Below are 16,097 nucleotides of genomic sequence, written 5' to 3' on the forward strand. Positions count from 1 at the left end.
TGCCGTATGAAGAAGCCCGGCCCGCCGGGCGTCACCCGCCTGCCTCTCGTCGCGCGTCCGAACCGGGCGTCGCATCGTTTCTCCCACCCAGTGCAACCCGTTTTCGGCCGCTTCCACGCGCGTCGACGGTTGCACACGCGCGATCAGCCGGCCCGATCAGGGAAAACACCGATCCGCCGACCACGGGCAACCCCTAGGTTGCAACCACATAAGTGGCTGATTATATTGACTAACTTGTGGGTGCAACCTGTTCGGTAATTTGGTTGCACCTTTTTATTGCGTGCCGTAGGATTTCGCGCATCCTCTTACACCACATCGCCGGGCTCGCACCGGCGCACGAACCCACCATGGCAAGCACGACTCTCGGCGTCAAAGTCGACGACCTTCTCCGCTCGCGCCTCAAGGACGCCGCCGCGCGCCTCGAGCGCACTCCCCACTGGCTGATCAAGCAGGCGATCTTCGCGTATCTCGAGCGGATCGAGCACGGCCAGTTGCCGCCCGAACTGTCGGGCCACAGCGGCGTGACGGAGCTCGCCGACGGTCAGGCGGCGGACGGCGACGACGACAACTCGCCGCATCCGTTCCTCGAGTTCGCGCAGAACGTTCAGCCGCAATCGGTGCTGCGCGCGGCGATCACGGCCGCGTACCGCCGCCCGGAGCCGGAATGCGTGCCGTTCCTGCTCGGTCAGGCGCGCCTGCCGGCGAACCTGCAGGCGGACGTGCAGGCGCTCGCGACGAAGCTCGTCGAGGCGCTGCGCGAGAAAAGCTCGGGCGGTGGCGTCGAAGGGCTGATCCACGAGTTCTCGCTGTCGAGCCAGGAAGGCGTCGCGCTGATGTGCCTCGCCGAGGCGCTGTTGCGCATTCCCGATCGCGCGACGCGCGATGCGCTGATTCGCGACAAGATCAGCAAGGGCGACTGGCGCTCGCACGTCGGCCACGCGCCGTCGCTGTTCGTGAACGCGGCGACCTGGGGGCTGATGATCACCGGCAAGCTCGTGACGACCAACAGCGAAGCGGGCCTGTCGTCGGCGCTCACGCGCCTGATCGGCCGCGGCGGCGAGCCGCTGATCCGCAAGGGCGTCGACATGGCGATGCGCCTGATGGGCGAACAGTTCGTCACCGGCGAGACGATTTCCGAAGCGCTCGCGAACAGCCGCAAGTACGAAGCGCGCGGCTTCCGCTACTCGTACGACATGCTCGGCGAAGCGGCGACGACCGAAGAGGACGCGCAGCGCTACTACGCGTCGTACGAACAGGCGATCCACGCGATCGGCAAGGCGGCCGGCGGCCGCGGCATCTACGAAGGCCCGGGCATCTCGATCAAGCTGTCGGCGCTGCACGCGCGCTACTCGCGCTCGCAGCAGGACCGCACGATGAGCGAGCTGCTGCCGCGCGTGCGCGCACTCGCGCTGCTCGCGCGCCGCTACGACATCGGCCTGAACATCGACGCTGAAGAGGCCGACCGCCTCGAGCTGTCGCTCGACCTGCTCGAGGCGCTGTGCTTCGATCCGGATCTCGCAGGCTGGAACGGCATCGGCTTCGTGGTGCAGGGCTACCAGAAGCGCTGCCCGTTCGTGATCGACTACCTGATCGATCTCGCGCGCCGCAGCCGTCACCGCCTGATGATCCGCCTCGTGAAGGGCGCGTACTGGGATACCGAGATCAAGCGTGCGCAGGTCGACGGCCTCGAAGGCTATCCGGTCTATACGCGCAAGATCTACACCGACGTGTCGTACCTCGCGTGCGCGAAGAAGCTGCTCGCGGCGCCCGACGCCGTCTACCCGCAGTTCGCGACGCACAACGCGTACACGCTGGCCGCGATCTACCAGCTCGCGGGCCAGAACTACTACCCGGGCCAGTACGAATTCCAGTGCCTGCACGGGATGGGCGAGCCGCTGTACGAGGAGGTCACGGGCCGCGACAAGCTGAACCGTCCGTGCCGCGTGTACGCACCGGTCGGCACGCACGAGACGCTGCTCGCGTACCTCGTGCGCCGCCTGCTCGAGAACGGCGCGAACACGTCGTTCGTGAACCGTATCGCGGACAAGACCGTGTCGGTGAAGGAACTGGTCGCCGATCCGGTCGACGAAGCGTCGAAAGTCGTGCCGCTCGGCGCGCCGCACGCGAAGATCCCGCTGCCGCGCAACCTGTACGGCGACGAGCGCCCCAATTCGATGGGCCTCGATTTGTCGAACGAACACCGGCTCGCCTCGCTGTCGTCCGCGCTGCTCGCGAGCGCGCATCATCCGTGGCGCGCGGCGCCGATGCTCGCCGACGACGCGCTCGCCGACGCACCGGCACGCGACGTGCGCAACCCGGCCGACCAGCGCGACCTGGTCGGCACGGTCAGCGAGGCGACGGCCGAACACGTGAGCGCGGCGCTCGCGCACGCGGTAGCCGCCGCGCCGATCTGGCAGGCGACGCCGGTCGACGCCCGCGCCGACTGCCTGGCGCGCGCAGCCGACCTGCTCGAAGCGCAGATGCACACGCTGATGGGCCTGATCGTGCGCGAAGCCGGCAAGTCGCTGCCGAACGCGATCGCCGAGATTCGCGAAGCGGTCGACTTCCTGCGCTACTACGCGGCGCAGATCCGCGACGAGTTCTCGAACGACACGCATCGCCCGCTCGGCCCCGTGGTCTGCATCAGCCCGTGGAACTTCCCGCTCGCGATCTTCATGGGTCAGGTCGCCGCGGCGCTCGCCGCCGGCAACACGGTGCTCGCGAAGCCGGCCGAACAGACGCCGCTGATCGCCGCGCAGGCCGTGCGCCTGCTGCGCGAGGCCGGCGTGCCGGCCGGCGCGGTACAGCTGCTGCCGGGCACCGGCGAGACCGTCGGCGCGGCGCTGGTCGCCGATCCGCGTACGCGTGCGGTGATGTTCACGGGCTCGACCGAAGTCGCGCGCCTGATCAACAAGACGCTGTCCGCGCGCCTCGACCCGGAGGGCAAGCCGATTCCGCTGATCGCGGAAACGGGCGGCCAGAATGCGATGATCGTCGACTCGTCGGCGCTCGCGGAGCAGGTCGTCGCGGACGTGATGCAGTCGTCGTTCGACTCGGCCGGTCAACGGTGCTCGGCGCTGCGCGTTCTGTGTCTGCAGGACGACGTCGCGGACCGCACGCTGACGATGCTCAAGGGCGCGATGCACGAGCTGGCGCTCGGCAACCCCGACCGGCTGTCGACGGACGTCGGCCCGGTGATCGACGGTGAAGCGAAGCAGACGATCGACGCGCACGTCGCGACGATGAAGGACAAGGGCCATGCGGTCACGCAACTGCCGACGCCCGAGGCCTGCGCGCACGGCACGTTCGTGCCGCCGACGCTGATCGAGATCGGCAGCATCGACGAGCTCAAGCGCGAAGTGTTCGGCCCCGTGCTGCACGTGGTGCGCTACCGCCGCAGCCAGCTCGACAAGCTGCTCGAGCAGATCCGCGCGACCGGTTACGGGCTGACGCTCGGGATCCACACGCGGATCGACGAGACGATCGCGCACGTGATCTCGAATGCGCACGTGGGCAACATCTACGTGAACCGCAACGTGATCGGTGCGGTGGTCGGCGTGCAGCCGTTCGGCGGCGAAGGGCTGTCGGGCACGGGCCCGAAGGCCGGCGGCGCGCTGTACCTGCAGCGCCTGCTCGCGACGCGTCCGTCGGGCCTGCCGCGCTCGCTCGCGCAGACGCTGATCGCGGACGGCGCGGTCGAAGGCGATGCGCGCGGCAACCCGGCGGCGGCGCTCACGACGCTGCGCGACTGGCTGATCGAGCAACGCGAGCCGGCACTGGCCGCGCGTTGCGACGGCTATCTGGCACAGGTGCCGGCCGGCGCGACCGCCGTGCTGACCGGGCCGACGGGCGAGCGAAACACGTATACACTCGGCCCGCGCGGCACGGTGCTGTGTGTCGCGGCCACCCCGAGCGGCGCGCGCGCGCAGTTCGCGGCGGTGCTGGCCACCGGCAACCGCGCATTGTTCGCGGGCGCGGCCGGCGAGGCGCTGGTCGCCGCGCTGCCGGCATCGCTGAAGGCGCATGCGAGCGTGCGCAAGCAGGCCGACGCGTCGTTCGATGCGGTGCTGTTCGAAGGCGACAGCGACGAACTGCAGACGCTCGTGAAGGACGTCGCGCAGCGCCCGGGCCCGATCGTATCGGTGCAGGGCGTGTCGGTGGGCGCGTTCGAGAACGGCGATGCGGAAGACTACGCGCTCGAGCGGCTCCTGACGGAACGCTCGGTGAGTGTGAATACGGCCGCGGCGGGCGGCAATGCGAATTTGATGACGATCGGCTGATCATCCTTGCCGTTCGGATCAAACAAAGAAGCGGCAAGGCGATCCCGAAGCCGCTTCATTTACCCTGGTACCAAGGAGATGCTATGCAACACACGATGAAAAAGGTGGCAGGCGCGACGTTCGTCGCCGTCATGTCGCTGGCGGGGACGGCCCATGCGGATGACGTGAAGATCGGTTACGCAGGGCCGATGACGGGCGCGCAGGCGCACTACGGCAAGGACATGCAGAACGGGATCGTGCTCGCGCTGGAAGACTTCAACGCGACGAACCCGAAGATCGGCGGCAAGCCGGTGAAGTTCGTGCTGAGCACGCAGGACGACCAGGCTGACCCGCGCACGGGCACGACGGTTGCACAGAAGCTCGTCGACGACGGCATCAAGGGCATGCTCGGCCACTTCAACTCGGGCACGACGATTCCAGCCTCGCGCATCTACGCGAATGCAGGCATTCCGGAAATCGCGATGGCGACGGCGCCGGAATACACGCAGCAGGGCTACAAGACGACCTTCCGCATGATGACGTCCGACACGCAGCAGGGCTCGGTGGCCGGCACGTTCGCGGCGAAGGATCTCGGCATGAAGAAGATCGCGATCGTCGACGACCGCACGGCCTACGGCCAGGGTCTCGCCGACCAGTTCGAGAAGGCGGCGAAGGCCGGCGGCGCGACGATCGTCGACCGTGAATTCACGAACGACAAGGCGGTCGACTTCAAGGCGATCCTGACCAAGCTGAAGGCTGCGAAGCCGGACATGGTCTACTACGGCGGCGCGGATTCGCAGGCAGCGCCGATGGTCAAGCAGATGAAGGCGCTGGGCTTCACCGCACCGCTGATGAGCGGCGAAATGGTGAAGACGCCGACGTTCCTGAAGATCGCGGGCAACGCGGCCGACGGCACGATCGCTTCGCTGGCCGGCCTCCCGCTGGAAGAGATGCCGGGCGGCAAGACCTACGCGGACAAGTACAAGAAGCGTTTCGGCGAAGAAGTGCAGACGTACTCGCCGTACGCGTACGACGGCGCGATGGCGATGCTGAACGCGATGAAGAAGGCCGATTCGACCGATCCGGCGAAATACCTGCCGGTGCTCGCGAAGACCGACATGGCCGGCGTGACGTCGACGCACGTCGCGTATGACGCGAAGGGCGACCTGAAGAACGGCGGCATCACGATGTACAAGGTCGAGAAGGGCGAGTGGAAGCCGCTGAAGAGCATCGGCGGCAAGTAAGCAGCCTGTGAGTCGCGGGCGGCGACGTCGTCGCCCCGTTGAACATGCGAAAGCCATCGGATCGTTTGGGGCCGGTGGCTTTTTCTTTGTCGGTGCACGGCCGGGTAGTGCATATGAATCCTGCCGACGATGGTGTGGCGATGCGTTGCAGGATCATGCGCGGTCGATAGGTTCCGCCAGGCGTGCCACCAGTGCAGGTCAACGACTCGTCGAAGTGACTGACGGCAGTATTAGGTTACTTGCCGTCGCAGCACTTGTTAGGGCAATCAGGCAGGAAGGAGATTTCCACACGCCTTCCATTGTCCACGTCGCCGTGCGAATAGACGTGGACGCTCGTCTTGATGATGCCGCGTAGAAAACCTAGCTGCTCCAGCAGCGCATACGCGGTTTGCATTCGGGACTGTGCAAGGGACAGTGCTCTTTGCTCCCCTTCTTCAGCATGGCCGCTAATCAGTGTTGTTTCTTTGGTGAAGTGATTGGCGTAATCGATTTTTTTATCGATTGCCCATTTTGTAATGCGGATGATTTCTGAATTGGATATATGTGAGCTATTTGGCGAGAAGTAGATGTCGAAATTTTCGCTGGCGATGCACGCAAATGATGGGCTGGAAATGAAGAGGCATAGGCCGAGAATAAGTTTAGGCATTATATATAATATATCCTGCAATACTGTCGGCATTGTTGATTGCTTGATTCGGATTTTCGGCTCCGAATGTCAAGCACTCTTCCATAAAGTATCTGTGATCTCTGGTTCCCATTGTATCGTCAAAATGACTTTCCTCATGAATCAGGGTGGAGATCATCGAATCCTTTTCCCATGAGAAGTCACGCATCGTGCAAAAGTCGACGTGTATTGCGATTGTATGGGTTGCGGTATCCGGTGAGCACACTGATGCGGCGACGCCTGACTGATTTGGATTTGGAACGCATCCGATATGCTTGAATCGCTCGCTATCCCATCGCGTAAAGTTGTGGCCCGTAAGCGATTTGAGTACTTCGGTGATTGCAGTCAGCCCTGTTAGTAGTATCCTGCGCGTGCCTTCGTCTGTTCTGCCAAACCATTGTAGTACGCGTGCCTTGTCGGTGCTGGACCAGCGTTGCAAATCCGTGATTCTTTTGTCGACGAGAGAAACGGCTCGATCCCGTATGCTCAAGACCATTTCTCGAAATTCCTTGTTGGTCATGTTCGGGCATATTTTCTCGGTGTTGATTGTTACTTCCACCATCGATCCGGGGTTGGTATTGGTGGCGGTGCCCGAGTGTACGAGGAACCATTCCTCATCGTCATGTGCAGCAAAATTTTTCATTGTCTCAATGGCCCGCTGTATAGATTTTCAGGAACGCCGCAGCGTCGGTAACGATTCGACGTGTTTGCCCGTCCGAATCGGTGGTGCCCGTGAAGATCTGCCCGGTGTCGGTCACCACTCGATAGCGGACGTTTGCGAGCGGCCGACGGCTGCCATCGAGCAAGATGAATTGCTCGTCGTGCATGACGCTCGATCGAGCAAATGACCGATCGGCTGCACCAGGTTTAGGCCTATCCAGCGTCGCTATCTCGCCCGCAGTGAAAATCATCCGCATGCCGCGCTCAGCGTAAAAGACCGGCGGCGGATGGCATTCGCAGACATTGATGTCTCCGCTCAATGCCCATTGTTTGCCGTTCGGGCCGGTACCAGGCCAGCGCGGCCCTTGCGGTGCGATGTGCCCTTCACGCTTGCAGGCCGAACAGTAGGTCTTCATATCGAGTGTGGCGATATGAACGCGCGGTGGTGGATCGGAACAGGTCACGGTGTCGAGACCTTCGATAATGACCGCATCACCGGCGTGGTCGCCTTTGGCAAGAAAGTAGCGGATCACAGGAGCCGCCTCAGTGGGACAGGGGCGTTTGGGTAACGACGCTAAATACAATGGACGACGCGGCGCTTCGCCGCTCTGGGCTGTCAGTGATCGTGTCGCCGTTATCGAGTTCACTGCCGACGAAGGCGAGTGGTGCGAAGTCGGACCTGTCGGCCAAACCCAGACCGCTGATCACGCACGCGGTTGAGCCGTCCGGATAGTGGACCAGGTCGCCCACCACGGCCGCGTTGCCTAAGTGCGGTGCTACTTCCCATGTACCGGACGGCTCGCGCAACGCACCGCCGTGCGCTGTCGTCGCACCACGTACGGCCAGTCTGTAGGCGGGCGCTGCGGGCGGCGGCACGTAGGTCGGATCGAACAGTCCAGCAACGCTTTGCCGCTCGCGTACGTGAATGCCCAATGAGGTGCGCAGCGTTTCGGTAATGCGATCGCCGTTGCTCAATCGGCTGCCGACCAACGCGAAGGGCTTGCCCTCGCTATGGTTGTTTCCCGCCCCATCGATGATCACGGCCTCGCTACCGTCGTCGTAGGTCACCACGTCTCCGACGCGGGCTACCTCCAGCCCAGCCAGGGTCAGGCCGCTGGTTGCAGTCGTGACGCGTCCGCCACGTTCGGTGAGTGAGCCAACGGTGGCAAAAAGATGGGTCGGTGCTTTGTGTTCGTTTTTCATCGTGCGTCCCTGTCTCGGTAAATGGAATGACCGGCTTAGAGACGCTATTTCAGACAAGAACCATTGATCAATCGGACGAGTATGATTTGTTATCCTAAAGTTTTATTACTCGTTTCATATCATCCTTTGGATCGACCACGCATGCTGAAATGAGCCGATGCGATGGCGCGGTTGGGTGCTTTCTTGCAGCGCGTGAAGCACGCTTCGATCACCGGATGCCGGAGGGATTCGGAAAACGCAGACCGTAACCAACGGATGCCGTGGACGGGGGAATGGCGCCGCTTCCGACCTGGATGAAAGCTGTCGGCAAGTGGAATAGGAGTGCACGAGTTGCGAGTGCCTTGACCAAACCTCAGGTACTTAATCCCCGCGCACGCGCAGCAGGAACTTCTGCAGCTTGCCGGTCGGCGTGCGCGGCAGCGCCTGCGCGAACGTGAATTCGCGCGGAATCTTGTACGCGGCCAGCCGCTCGCGGCAGAACGCGCGCAGCGCCTCCGCGTCGGGCGCCGCATTCGCGCGCAGCACGACGTGCGCGACGACCGTCTCGCCCCAGTCGGGATGCGGGGCCCCGACGACGGCCGCCTCGGCGATGTCGGGGTGCGCGCCGAGCACGTCCTCCACTTCCTTCGAATAGACGTTCTCGCCGCCGGTCACGATCATGTCCTTCAGCCGGTCGACGATGAACAGGTAGCCATCCTGATCGATCCGCGCGATGTCGCCGGTGCGATACCAGCCGTCCGGCGCGAACGCCGCGTCCGTCGCGGCCGCGTCGTCGAGATAGCCGAGCATCATGCAGTCGGCCTTCAGCCAGATCTCGCCGGTCTCGCCCGGCCGCGCGTCGATGCCGTCCAGCCGCACGACGCGCAGGTCGACGCCCGGGCCGCCCTGGCGGCCGATCGAGCCGGCCTTCGCGATCTGCTCGTCCGGATACAGTGTCGTGCCGGCCGGGCCCGTTTCGGTCATCCCGTACACCTGGAAGAACGCATGGCTGCGATACGCCTGCGCGAGCCGTTCGGCCTGCGTGGCGCCGATCGGGCCGCCGCCGTACAGCCACGCGCGCACGCTCGACAGGTCGAACGCGCCGAAGCCGTCGACCGTGTCGAGCGGCAGCGTGTACGACACCGGCGCGCCGAAATACAGTGTCACGCGTTCGCGCTCGATGGTTTGCAGGAAGCGCAGCGGATGGTATTCGCGCATCAGCACGACGGTGCCGCCCGCGAACAGCGTGCCGCCGAACCAGTTGTTCAGCGGCGACGAATGCCAGATCGGCATCGCCATCAGCGTGCGCTCGTTGCGGCCGATGCCGGTCGCGAGCGCCGCCTGCATCGCCGCGAGCGTCACGGTGCGATGGCTGTGCACGCAGCCTTTCGGGCGGCCGGTCGTGCCGGACGTGTAGAGAATCTGCGCGATGTCGCCGTCGGCCGGTTCGATCCCCGCGAGGGCGTCACGCGTCATGCACATCGTGTCGAAGTTCGGCACGCCGTCGAGTTCGCCCTCGGTCACGAGCCGCCGCGCGGGATGCGCGAGGCGCTCGACCACCGGCGCGAGCGCCACGTCGAACAGCAGCGCCTTGCAGCGGCTGTGCTCGAGCACGTAGTCGACTTCCGGTGCCTGCAGCTTGTGGTTGATCGGCACGAACGCCGCGCCGAGCCGCCATGCGCCGAACATCAAGTCGACGAAGGCCGGTGTGTTGAAGCACATCGCGGCGACGCGGTCGCCGGCCGCGACGCCGAGCGCGCTCAGCACGGCCGCCGCGCGGTGCGAGCGCTCGTGTGCGGCGGCATAGGTGATCGTCGCGGATTCGTTGACGAGGAACGGCTTGTCGGGCGTCGCACGAGCGGCGCGGTCGAGGGCGGCGACGAGGTTCATCGGGGCTCCGGGCGGGCGAACGAAGGCGAACGCGGGTGAACAAGGGTGAACGGACCGGCGTCAGGCCGGGTAGGCGCGCTGCAGCAGCGCGGCGACGTCGATCGCATGCGGATCGAAGCCGCCCGCGATGCGGCCCCAGTCGGGCGCGGCGAGCCGGGTCGCGACGAACGCGTCGGCGACGGCCGCCGGCGCATCGCGGCGCAGCAGGCACGCCTGCGCGACAAGCGCGAGCCCCTGCGCGAACACGCGGGCCGATGCTTCGAGCGTGTCGGCCGGCGCGGCGAGCATCGCGCGCAGCGCGTCGAGCGCCGCGCGGATGCGCGGTTCGCCCGCGCCTAGGTCGGCGAGTTCGTCGAACAGCGCGGCGGCCGCGTCGGGCTCGCGCGACACCGCGCGCAGCACGTCGAGGCACATCACGTTGCCCGAGCCCTCCCAGATCGAGTTGACGGGCGCCTCGCGGAACAGCCGCGCGATCGGGCCGTCGTCGACGTAGCCGTTGCCGCCGAACACTTCCATCACCTCGCCGGTCAACTCGACCGCGCGCTTGCAGACCCAGAATTTCGCGGCGGGCGTGACGATCCGCTTCCATGCGCGCTCGCGCGGCGAGTCGTCGCGTTCGAACGCGTCGGCCAGACGCATCGCGAGCGACAGCGCGGCTTCGCTTTCGAGCGCGAGATCGGCGAGCACGGTGCGCATCAGCGGCTGCTCGGCGAGCGCGCGGCCGAACGCGTGGCGCTGGCGCGTGTACGCGATCGCCTGCACGACGCCCTGACGCAGCATCGCCGCGCTGCCGAGCACGCAGTTCAGCCGCGTGTAGGTGGCCATCTCGATGATGGTCGGAATGCCGCGGCCTTCGTCGCCGAGCATGATGCCCCACGCGTCGTTCAGCTCGATCTCGCTGCTGGCGTTGCTGCGGTTGCCGACCTTGTTCTTCAGCCGCTGGATCTCGACCGCGTTCTTCGTGCCGTCCGGCCGCCAGCGCGGCACGTAGAAGCACGACGGGCTGCCGGCCTCGGTGCGTGCGACGACGAGGTGCGCGTCGCACATCGGCGCGGAGAAGAACCACTTGTGGCCGCGCAACCGGTATTCGGCGCCACGCCCGCCCGCGCCGACCGGCGTGGCGAGCGTCGTGTTCGCGCGCACGTCGGAGCCGCCCTGTTTCTCGGTCATGCCCATGCCGAACCAGATCGAGCGCTTGTCGGCGACCGGCACGTCGCGCGGATCGTAATCGTCGCTATAGAGCTTGTCGCGCAGCAGGCCCCACAGCGCCGGTTCCTTCTGCAGCACGGGAATCGCGGCCTGCGTCATCGTGGCCGGGCACAGCGTGCCGGCCTCGATCTGGCCGTGCAGGTAGAAGCCGGCGGCGGTCGCGGCCCAGCGGCCGCGGCGCGACTCGCGGAACGCGAGCGACACGAAGCCTTCGTGGCGGTACTGGCCGAGCAGCGCGTGCCAGGCCGGGTGGAAATCGACGCGGTCGATGCGGCGGCCGCGCCGGTCGAACGTGTTCAGTTCCGGCGCGTGGCGGTTCGCTTCGTCGGCGAGCCGCGCGGTGTCGGCGCGGCCGAGCCACGCGCCGTACGCATCGAGCTGCGGCATGGCCCAGTCGGCGCCTGCCCGGGCGAGCGCGTCGCGTAGCGCGAGATCCGTCGCGAAGAGGTTATAGTCGACCAGTTCGTCGACCTGGTTCGTGACGGCGTGAGTCGATTCGGTCATCGCGTGTGTCTCCGGTCTCATGCTTCGCGGGCAGCCGGCGCCATGCCGCGCGGCGCGCGCTTCGGCACGGCTTCGGGCGCCCGGTAAAACGTATTCCCTGCCGATTTCAGAGTAGCAAATATGCCGCCGCGACATGTTCAGGTTCCGGCGCCGCCCGGCCAGCCGGCGGCGCAACCCGCGCCCGCATTGCGCCGCCGGCCGCGCCAGTCGCGCGCGCAGGCGAGCTCCGATGCGCTGCAGCAGGCGTTCGTTCAGCTTTTGCTCGAACGCGGCTATGCAAAGGCGACGATCCGCGAGATCGCGGCCGTCGCAGGCGTGAGCATCGGCACCTTCTACGAGTATTTCGGCGACAAGCAGAGCCTTGCGGCGCTCTGCATCCACCGTCGCGTGCAGGCGCTGGCCGACCGGCTGCGCGATGCGGTCGAGCGGCTGCGCGGCGCACCGCGGGCCGAACTCGCCGCCGCGCTGGTCGACCTGCAGGTCGACGCGATCGCCGCCGATGCGGCGCTGTGGGGCGCGCTGTTCGTGCTGGAGCGGCAGGTCTCGCCGTTGGCCGCGTACCGCCGGCATTACGACGCGTATGTCGCGCTGTGGCGCGACGCGCTGGCCCAGGCGGCCGATCCGCCGCCGGCCGCGCGGCTCGACGGGCTCGCGCGGATGGCCCAGACGATCTGCTACGGCGGGCTGTCGCAGGCCTTGCTGACGCTCGGGCCCGCGCTCGATTTCGCCGCGCAGCGCCGCGAACTGCGGGCCGTGCTGCTCGCGTACCTGGCGGCGGCGGATGCGTAGCGCCACGGGAAATGCCTGATTCGCATGTCGGGCCCGCCCACCAGCCTTGCCGTTGCGTGCTTCTCCCGGTGAGCCATGAGGAAAATGCATGGACGCCATGACGAACTTTCGATTGTCCGCCGATATTGGCTCGGGCTAAATCATGCGGCAGACGGAGGGCCGCGCGTGACGCGGGCCCGCCCGAAGGACATCAGAAGGAGGAGTCATGCGAAGCGCCACGGCGCCCCGTTCGAAACTGCCCGACGTCGGGACGACGATCTTCACGGTGATCGGCCAACTGGCTGCCCAACACGACGCGTTGAACCTGTCGCAGGGCGCGCCGAATTTCGCGCCCGATCCGGCGCTCGTCGAAGGCGTCGCGCGCGCGATGCGCGACGGGCACAACCAGTACGCGCCGATGGCCGGCGTGATGGCGCTGCGCGAGCGGCTCGCCGAGAAGACGGAAGCGCTGTACGGCGCGCGCTACGACCCGGCGACCGAGATCACGGTGATCGCGAGCGCGAGCGAGGGGCTCTACGCGGCGATCAGCGCGCTCGTGCATCCGGGCGACGAGGTGATCTATTTCGAGCCGTCGTTCGACAGTTATGCGCCGATCGTGCGGCTGCAGGGCGCGACACCGGTCGCGATCAAGCTGTCGCCCGAGCATTTCCGCGTGAACTGGGATGAAGTGGCTGCCGCGATCACGCCGCGCACGCGGATGATCATCGTCAACACGCCGCACAACCCGACCGCGACCGTGTTCTCGGCCGACGATCTCGACCGGCTCGCGCAGCTCACGCGCGATACGGGCATCGTCGTGCTGTCCGACGAGGTCTACGAGCACGTCGTGTTCGACGGCGCGCAGCACCAGAGCGTCGCGCGCCATCGCGAGCTGGCCGAGCGCAGCGTGATCGTGTCGTCGTTCGGCAAGTCGTTCCACGTGACCGGCTGGCGGGTCGGCCATTGCCTCGCGCCGGCCGAACTGATGGACGAGATCCGCAAGGTCCACCAGTTCATGGTGTTCTCGGCCGACACGCCGATGCAGGTCGCGTTCGCGGAGATCCTCGCGCGGCCGGACAGCTATCTCGGCCTGTCGGCGTTCTACCAGGCCAAGCGCGACCTGCTCGCGCGCGAGCTGGCCGGTTCGCGTTTCGAACTGCTGCCGAGCGAAGGCTCGTTCTTCATGCTCGCGCGCTTCCGTCACTTCTCGGACGAAAGCGACAGCGATTTCGTGCTGCGCCTGATCCGCGACGCGCGTGTCGCGACGATTCCGCTGTCGGCGTTCTACACCGACGGCACCGATGCCGGCGTGATCCGGCTCAGTTTTTCGAAGGACGACGCGACGCTGGTCGAAGGCGCGCGGCGGCTGCGTTCGCTGTAGGAAAACCGGCGACGGGCACCCGGCGACGGGCCCGTCGCATCGACCAGACACTGGAGATCACGATGAAGCACACGGCCACCCTGAAACTCGCGTTCGCACTTGCTTGCGCAATCGGCTCCGGCGCGGCGCTCGCCGACGCGCAGACGCTGCGTTTCGGCCTTGAAGCGCAATACCCGCCGTTCGAATCGAAAGCGCCGAACGGCGACCTGCAGGGCTTCGACATCGACGTCGGCAATGCCGTCTGCCAGACGGCGAAGCTGTCGTGCAAATGGGTCGAGACGTCGTTCGACGGGCTGATTCCCGCACTGAAGGGCCGCAAGTTCGACGCGATCAATTCGGCGATGAACGCGACCGAGCAGCGGCGCCAGACGATCGACTTCACGACGATCATCTATCGCGTGCCGACCCAGCTGATCGCGCGCACCGGCAGCGGCCTGCTGCCGACGCCCGAATCGCTGAAGGGCAAGCGCGTCGGCGTGCTGCAGGCATCGATCCAGGAAACCTTCGCGAAGGCGCACTGGGAACCGGCGGGCGTCGCGATCGTCGCGTACCAGGACCAGAACCAGGCGTACGCGGATCTCGTGGCGGGCCGCCTCGACGCGACGCTCGTGCTCGCACCGTCCGGCCAGCGCGGCTTCCTGTCGCGCCCGGACGGCAAGGGCTTCTCGTTCGTCGGCCAGCCGGTGCACGACGACAGGATCCTCGGCAGCGGGATCGCATTCGGCCTGCGCAAGGGCGACGACGCACTGAAGGCGAAGCTCGACGCGGCGATCGACAAGCTGAAGGCGGACGGCACGGTGAAGTCGCTCGGCCTGAAGTATTTCGGCGATATCGATATTTCGACCAAGTAAGCGGGCCGCACGATGCAGAACCGGGAGACGGCGGCCGCGGGCGGCGAACCGCGCGGCGGCGCGCAGCCGGGCGAGGCGCCCGACGCCGTGCTCGTCGCGGAACTGGGCGATGCGCTGGTTACGCGTTCCGCCGAGATCGATCCGCGTTACTTCACCGCGTACAACGAGCCGGCCGGCGTGCGGCCGCGCGCGCTGGTGCGCCCGCGCAGCGTCGACGACGTGTCGCGCACGCTCGCGCTGTGCACGCGGCTCGGGCTGCCGGTCGTGCCGCAGGGCGGACTGACCGGGCTCGCGCGTGGCGCGGTCGCGCTCGGCGGCGAGGTCGTGCTGTCGATGGAACGTTTTGCCGGTATCGAAGCGATCGACGCGGCGTCCGGCACGATGACCGTGCGCGCCGGGACGCCGCTGCAGACGGTGCAGGAAACCGCGGAAGCGGCGGGCTTCACGTTCGGCGTCGATCTCGGCGCGCGGGGTTCATGCCAGATCGGCGGCATGCTCGCGACCAATGCGGGCGGCACGCGCGCGATCCGCTACGGGATGATGCGCGAGCAGGTGCTCGGGCTCGAAGCCGTGCTCGCGGACGGCACGATCGTCTCGTCGATGAACCGCATGCTGAAGAACAACGCGGGTTATGACCTGAAGCAGCTGTTCATCGGCAGCGAGGGGACGCTCGGCGTCGTCACGCGCGTGGTGTTGCGGCTGCACCCGCTGCTCGCGGCGCCGGCCACCGCGCTGTGCCGCGTGCGCGACTACGACGCGGTGGTCGAGCTGTGGAACCGCGTGCGCACGCTGCCGGAAGTCGTCAGCTTCGAGGCGATGTGGCCGGCGTTCTACGACTACGTCGCGCGTCACACGCCGGACGTCACGGCGCCGTTCGCGGGCGAAGGCGGCTTCGCGGTGCTGATCGAATGCGCGACGAGCGCGCCGGGCGGCGATGCGCGCCAGGCGCTGGAATCGGGCCTCGCGGCGGGGTTCGACGCGGGGCTGGTGGACGACGCGGTGCTCGCGACGTCGGAGCGGCAGGCGCGCGACCTGTGGACGTTGCGCGAAGGCCTGGCGATCGATGCGCTGCCGCATCTCGTCAATTTCGACGTGAGCTTGCCGACGGGCGAGCTCGGCACGTTCGCCGGGCGCTGCGAGGCGGCGCTGCGGGCGCGCTGGCCGGACGTCACGTGCCTGTTCTTCGGTCATGTCGGCGACGGCAACGTGCATATCGGCGTATCGCTGGCCGGGATGACCGCGGCGGACCTCGAGGCGCTCGATCACGGCGTGTACGCGGTGGTGCGCGACATGGGCGGCTCGGTATCGGCCGAGCACGGGATCGGCGTGCTCAAGCGCGCTTATCTCGCGCATACGCGCAGCGACGCGGAAATCGGGCTGATGCGGCGCCTGAAGGCCGCGCTGGACCCGCACGGCCTCCTCAATCCCGGCAAGGTGCTTTGACGCGGTCGATTCCCGTGACCGACGGGAAGCGACCGGCGAGAT

General features: G+C 66.7%; 12 protein-coding genes. 6 read left to right on the plus strand and 6 right to left on the minus strand.

All coding sequences use genetic code 11. The features are described 5' to 3' along the window. Positions 1-347 precede the first annotated feature (347 nt). The gene (gene putA, locus HWX00_RS23760) at positions 348-4,280 is read left to right on the plus strand and encodes a trifunctional transcriptional regulator/proline dehydrogenase/L-glutamate gamma-semialdehyde dehydrogenase (RefSeq protein ID WP_175027854.1); all 3,933 of its coding nucleotides are present in this window, start codon (positions 348-350) and stop codon (positions 4,278-4,280) included. 83 nt (positions 4,281-4,363) lie between these two features. Continuing rightward, complete coding sequence (locus HWX00_RS23765; protein ID WP_034188163.1) at positions 4,364-5,503, plus strand: branched-chain amino acid ABC transporter substrate-binding protein; 1,140 nt, start codon at positions 4,364-4,366, stop codon at positions 5,501-5,503. 235 nt (positions 5,504-5,738) lie between these two features. Here HWX00_RS23765 and HWX00_RS23770 read toward each other — a convergent pair whose 3' ends face one another. From HWX00_RS23770 to HWX00_RS23795, 6 genes are all read right to left on the minus strand, one after another. Beyond that, positions 5,739-6,149 carry an OmpA family protein gene (locus HWX00_RS23770; protein ID WP_034188248.1) on the minus strand — a complete coding sequence of 137 codons (411 nt, stop codon included), beginning with the start codon at positions 6,147-6,149 and terminating at the stop codon, positions 5,739-5,741. Further along, positions 6,142-6,810: a M35 family metalloendopeptidase gene (locus HWX00_RS23775; RefSeq protein WP_226194225.1), complete on the minus strand. Its 669-nt coding sequence runs from the start codon at positions 6,808-6,810 to the stop codon at positions 6,142-6,144. The genes HWX00_RS23770 and HWX00_RS23775 overlap by 8 nt, the downstream gene beginning before the upstream one ends. A gap of 4 nt (positions 6,811-6,814) precedes the next feature. Further along, entirely contained in the window at positions 6,815-7,360 is a 546-nt protein-coding gene (locus tag HWX00_RS23780) for a PAAR domain-containing protein (protein ID WP_034188162.1), read from the minus strand. Between the two features lie 10 nt (positions 7,361-7,370). Then, on the minus strand, positions 7,371-8,030 hold the full coding sequence (locus HWX00_RS23785; protein WP_175027853.1) for a PAAR domain-containing protein: 660 nt from the start codon (positions 8,028-8,030) through the stop codon (positions 7,371-7,373). A 360-nt stretch (positions 8,031-8,390) separates the two neighbouring features. Further along, positions 8,391-9,899 (minus strand): class I adenylate-forming enzyme family protein, encoded by a 1,509-nt coding sequence (locus HWX00_RS23790; RefSeq protein WP_175027852.1) that lies wholly within the window; start codon positions 9,897-9,899, stop codon positions 8,391-8,393. Between the two features lie 60 nt (positions 9,900-9,959). Then, positions 9,960-11,612, minus strand: coding sequence for an acyl-CoA dehydrogenase family protein (locus HWX00_RS23795; protein ID WP_175027851.1), 1,653 nt, complete (start codon positions 11,610-11,612; stop codon positions 9,960-9,962). 120 nt (positions 11,613-11,732) lie between these two features. Here HWX00_RS23795 and HWX00_RS23800 point away from each other — a divergent pair, with 120 nt between their 5' ends. The 4 genes from HWX00_RS23800 (at position 11,733) to HWX00_RS23815 (ending at position 16,055) form a co-directional block, all read left to right on the plus strand. Further along, complete coding sequence (locus tag HWX00_RS23800; RefSeq protein WP_175027850.1) at positions 11,733-12,401, plus strand: TetR/AcrR family transcriptional regulator; 669 nt, start codon at positions 11,733-11,735, stop codon at positions 12,399-12,401. Positions 12,402-12,606: 205 nt separating this feature from the next. Then, positions 12,607-13,761 carry a pyridoxal phosphate-dependent aminotransferase gene (locus HWX00_RS23805; protein ID WP_059559464.1) on the plus strand — a complete coding sequence of 385 codons (1,155 nt, stop codon included), beginning with the start codon at positions 12,607-12,609 and terminating at the stop codon, positions 13,759-13,761. A gap of 62 nt (positions 13,762-13,823) precedes the next feature. After that, on the plus strand, positions 13,824-14,612 hold the full coding sequence (locus tag HWX00_RS23810) for an ABC transporter substrate-binding protein (protein WP_175027849.1): 789 nt from the start codon (positions 13,824-13,826) through the stop codon (positions 14,610-14,612). A gap of 12 nt (positions 14,613-14,624) precedes the next feature. Next, positions 14,625-16,055: an FAD-binding oxidoreductase gene (locus HWX00_RS23815; protein WP_175027848.1), complete on the plus strand. Its 1,431-nt coding sequence runs from the start codon at positions 14,625-14,627 to the stop codon at positions 16,053-16,055. Positions 16,056-16,097: the final 42 nt, after the last annotated feature.

Source organism: Burkholderia seminalis DSM 23518 (assembly GCF_902832885.1).
In the GTDB taxonomy this organism is placed as follows: domain Bacteria; phylum Pseudomonadota; class Gammaproteobacteria; order Burkholderiales; family Burkholderiaceae; genus Burkholderia; species Burkholderia seminalis.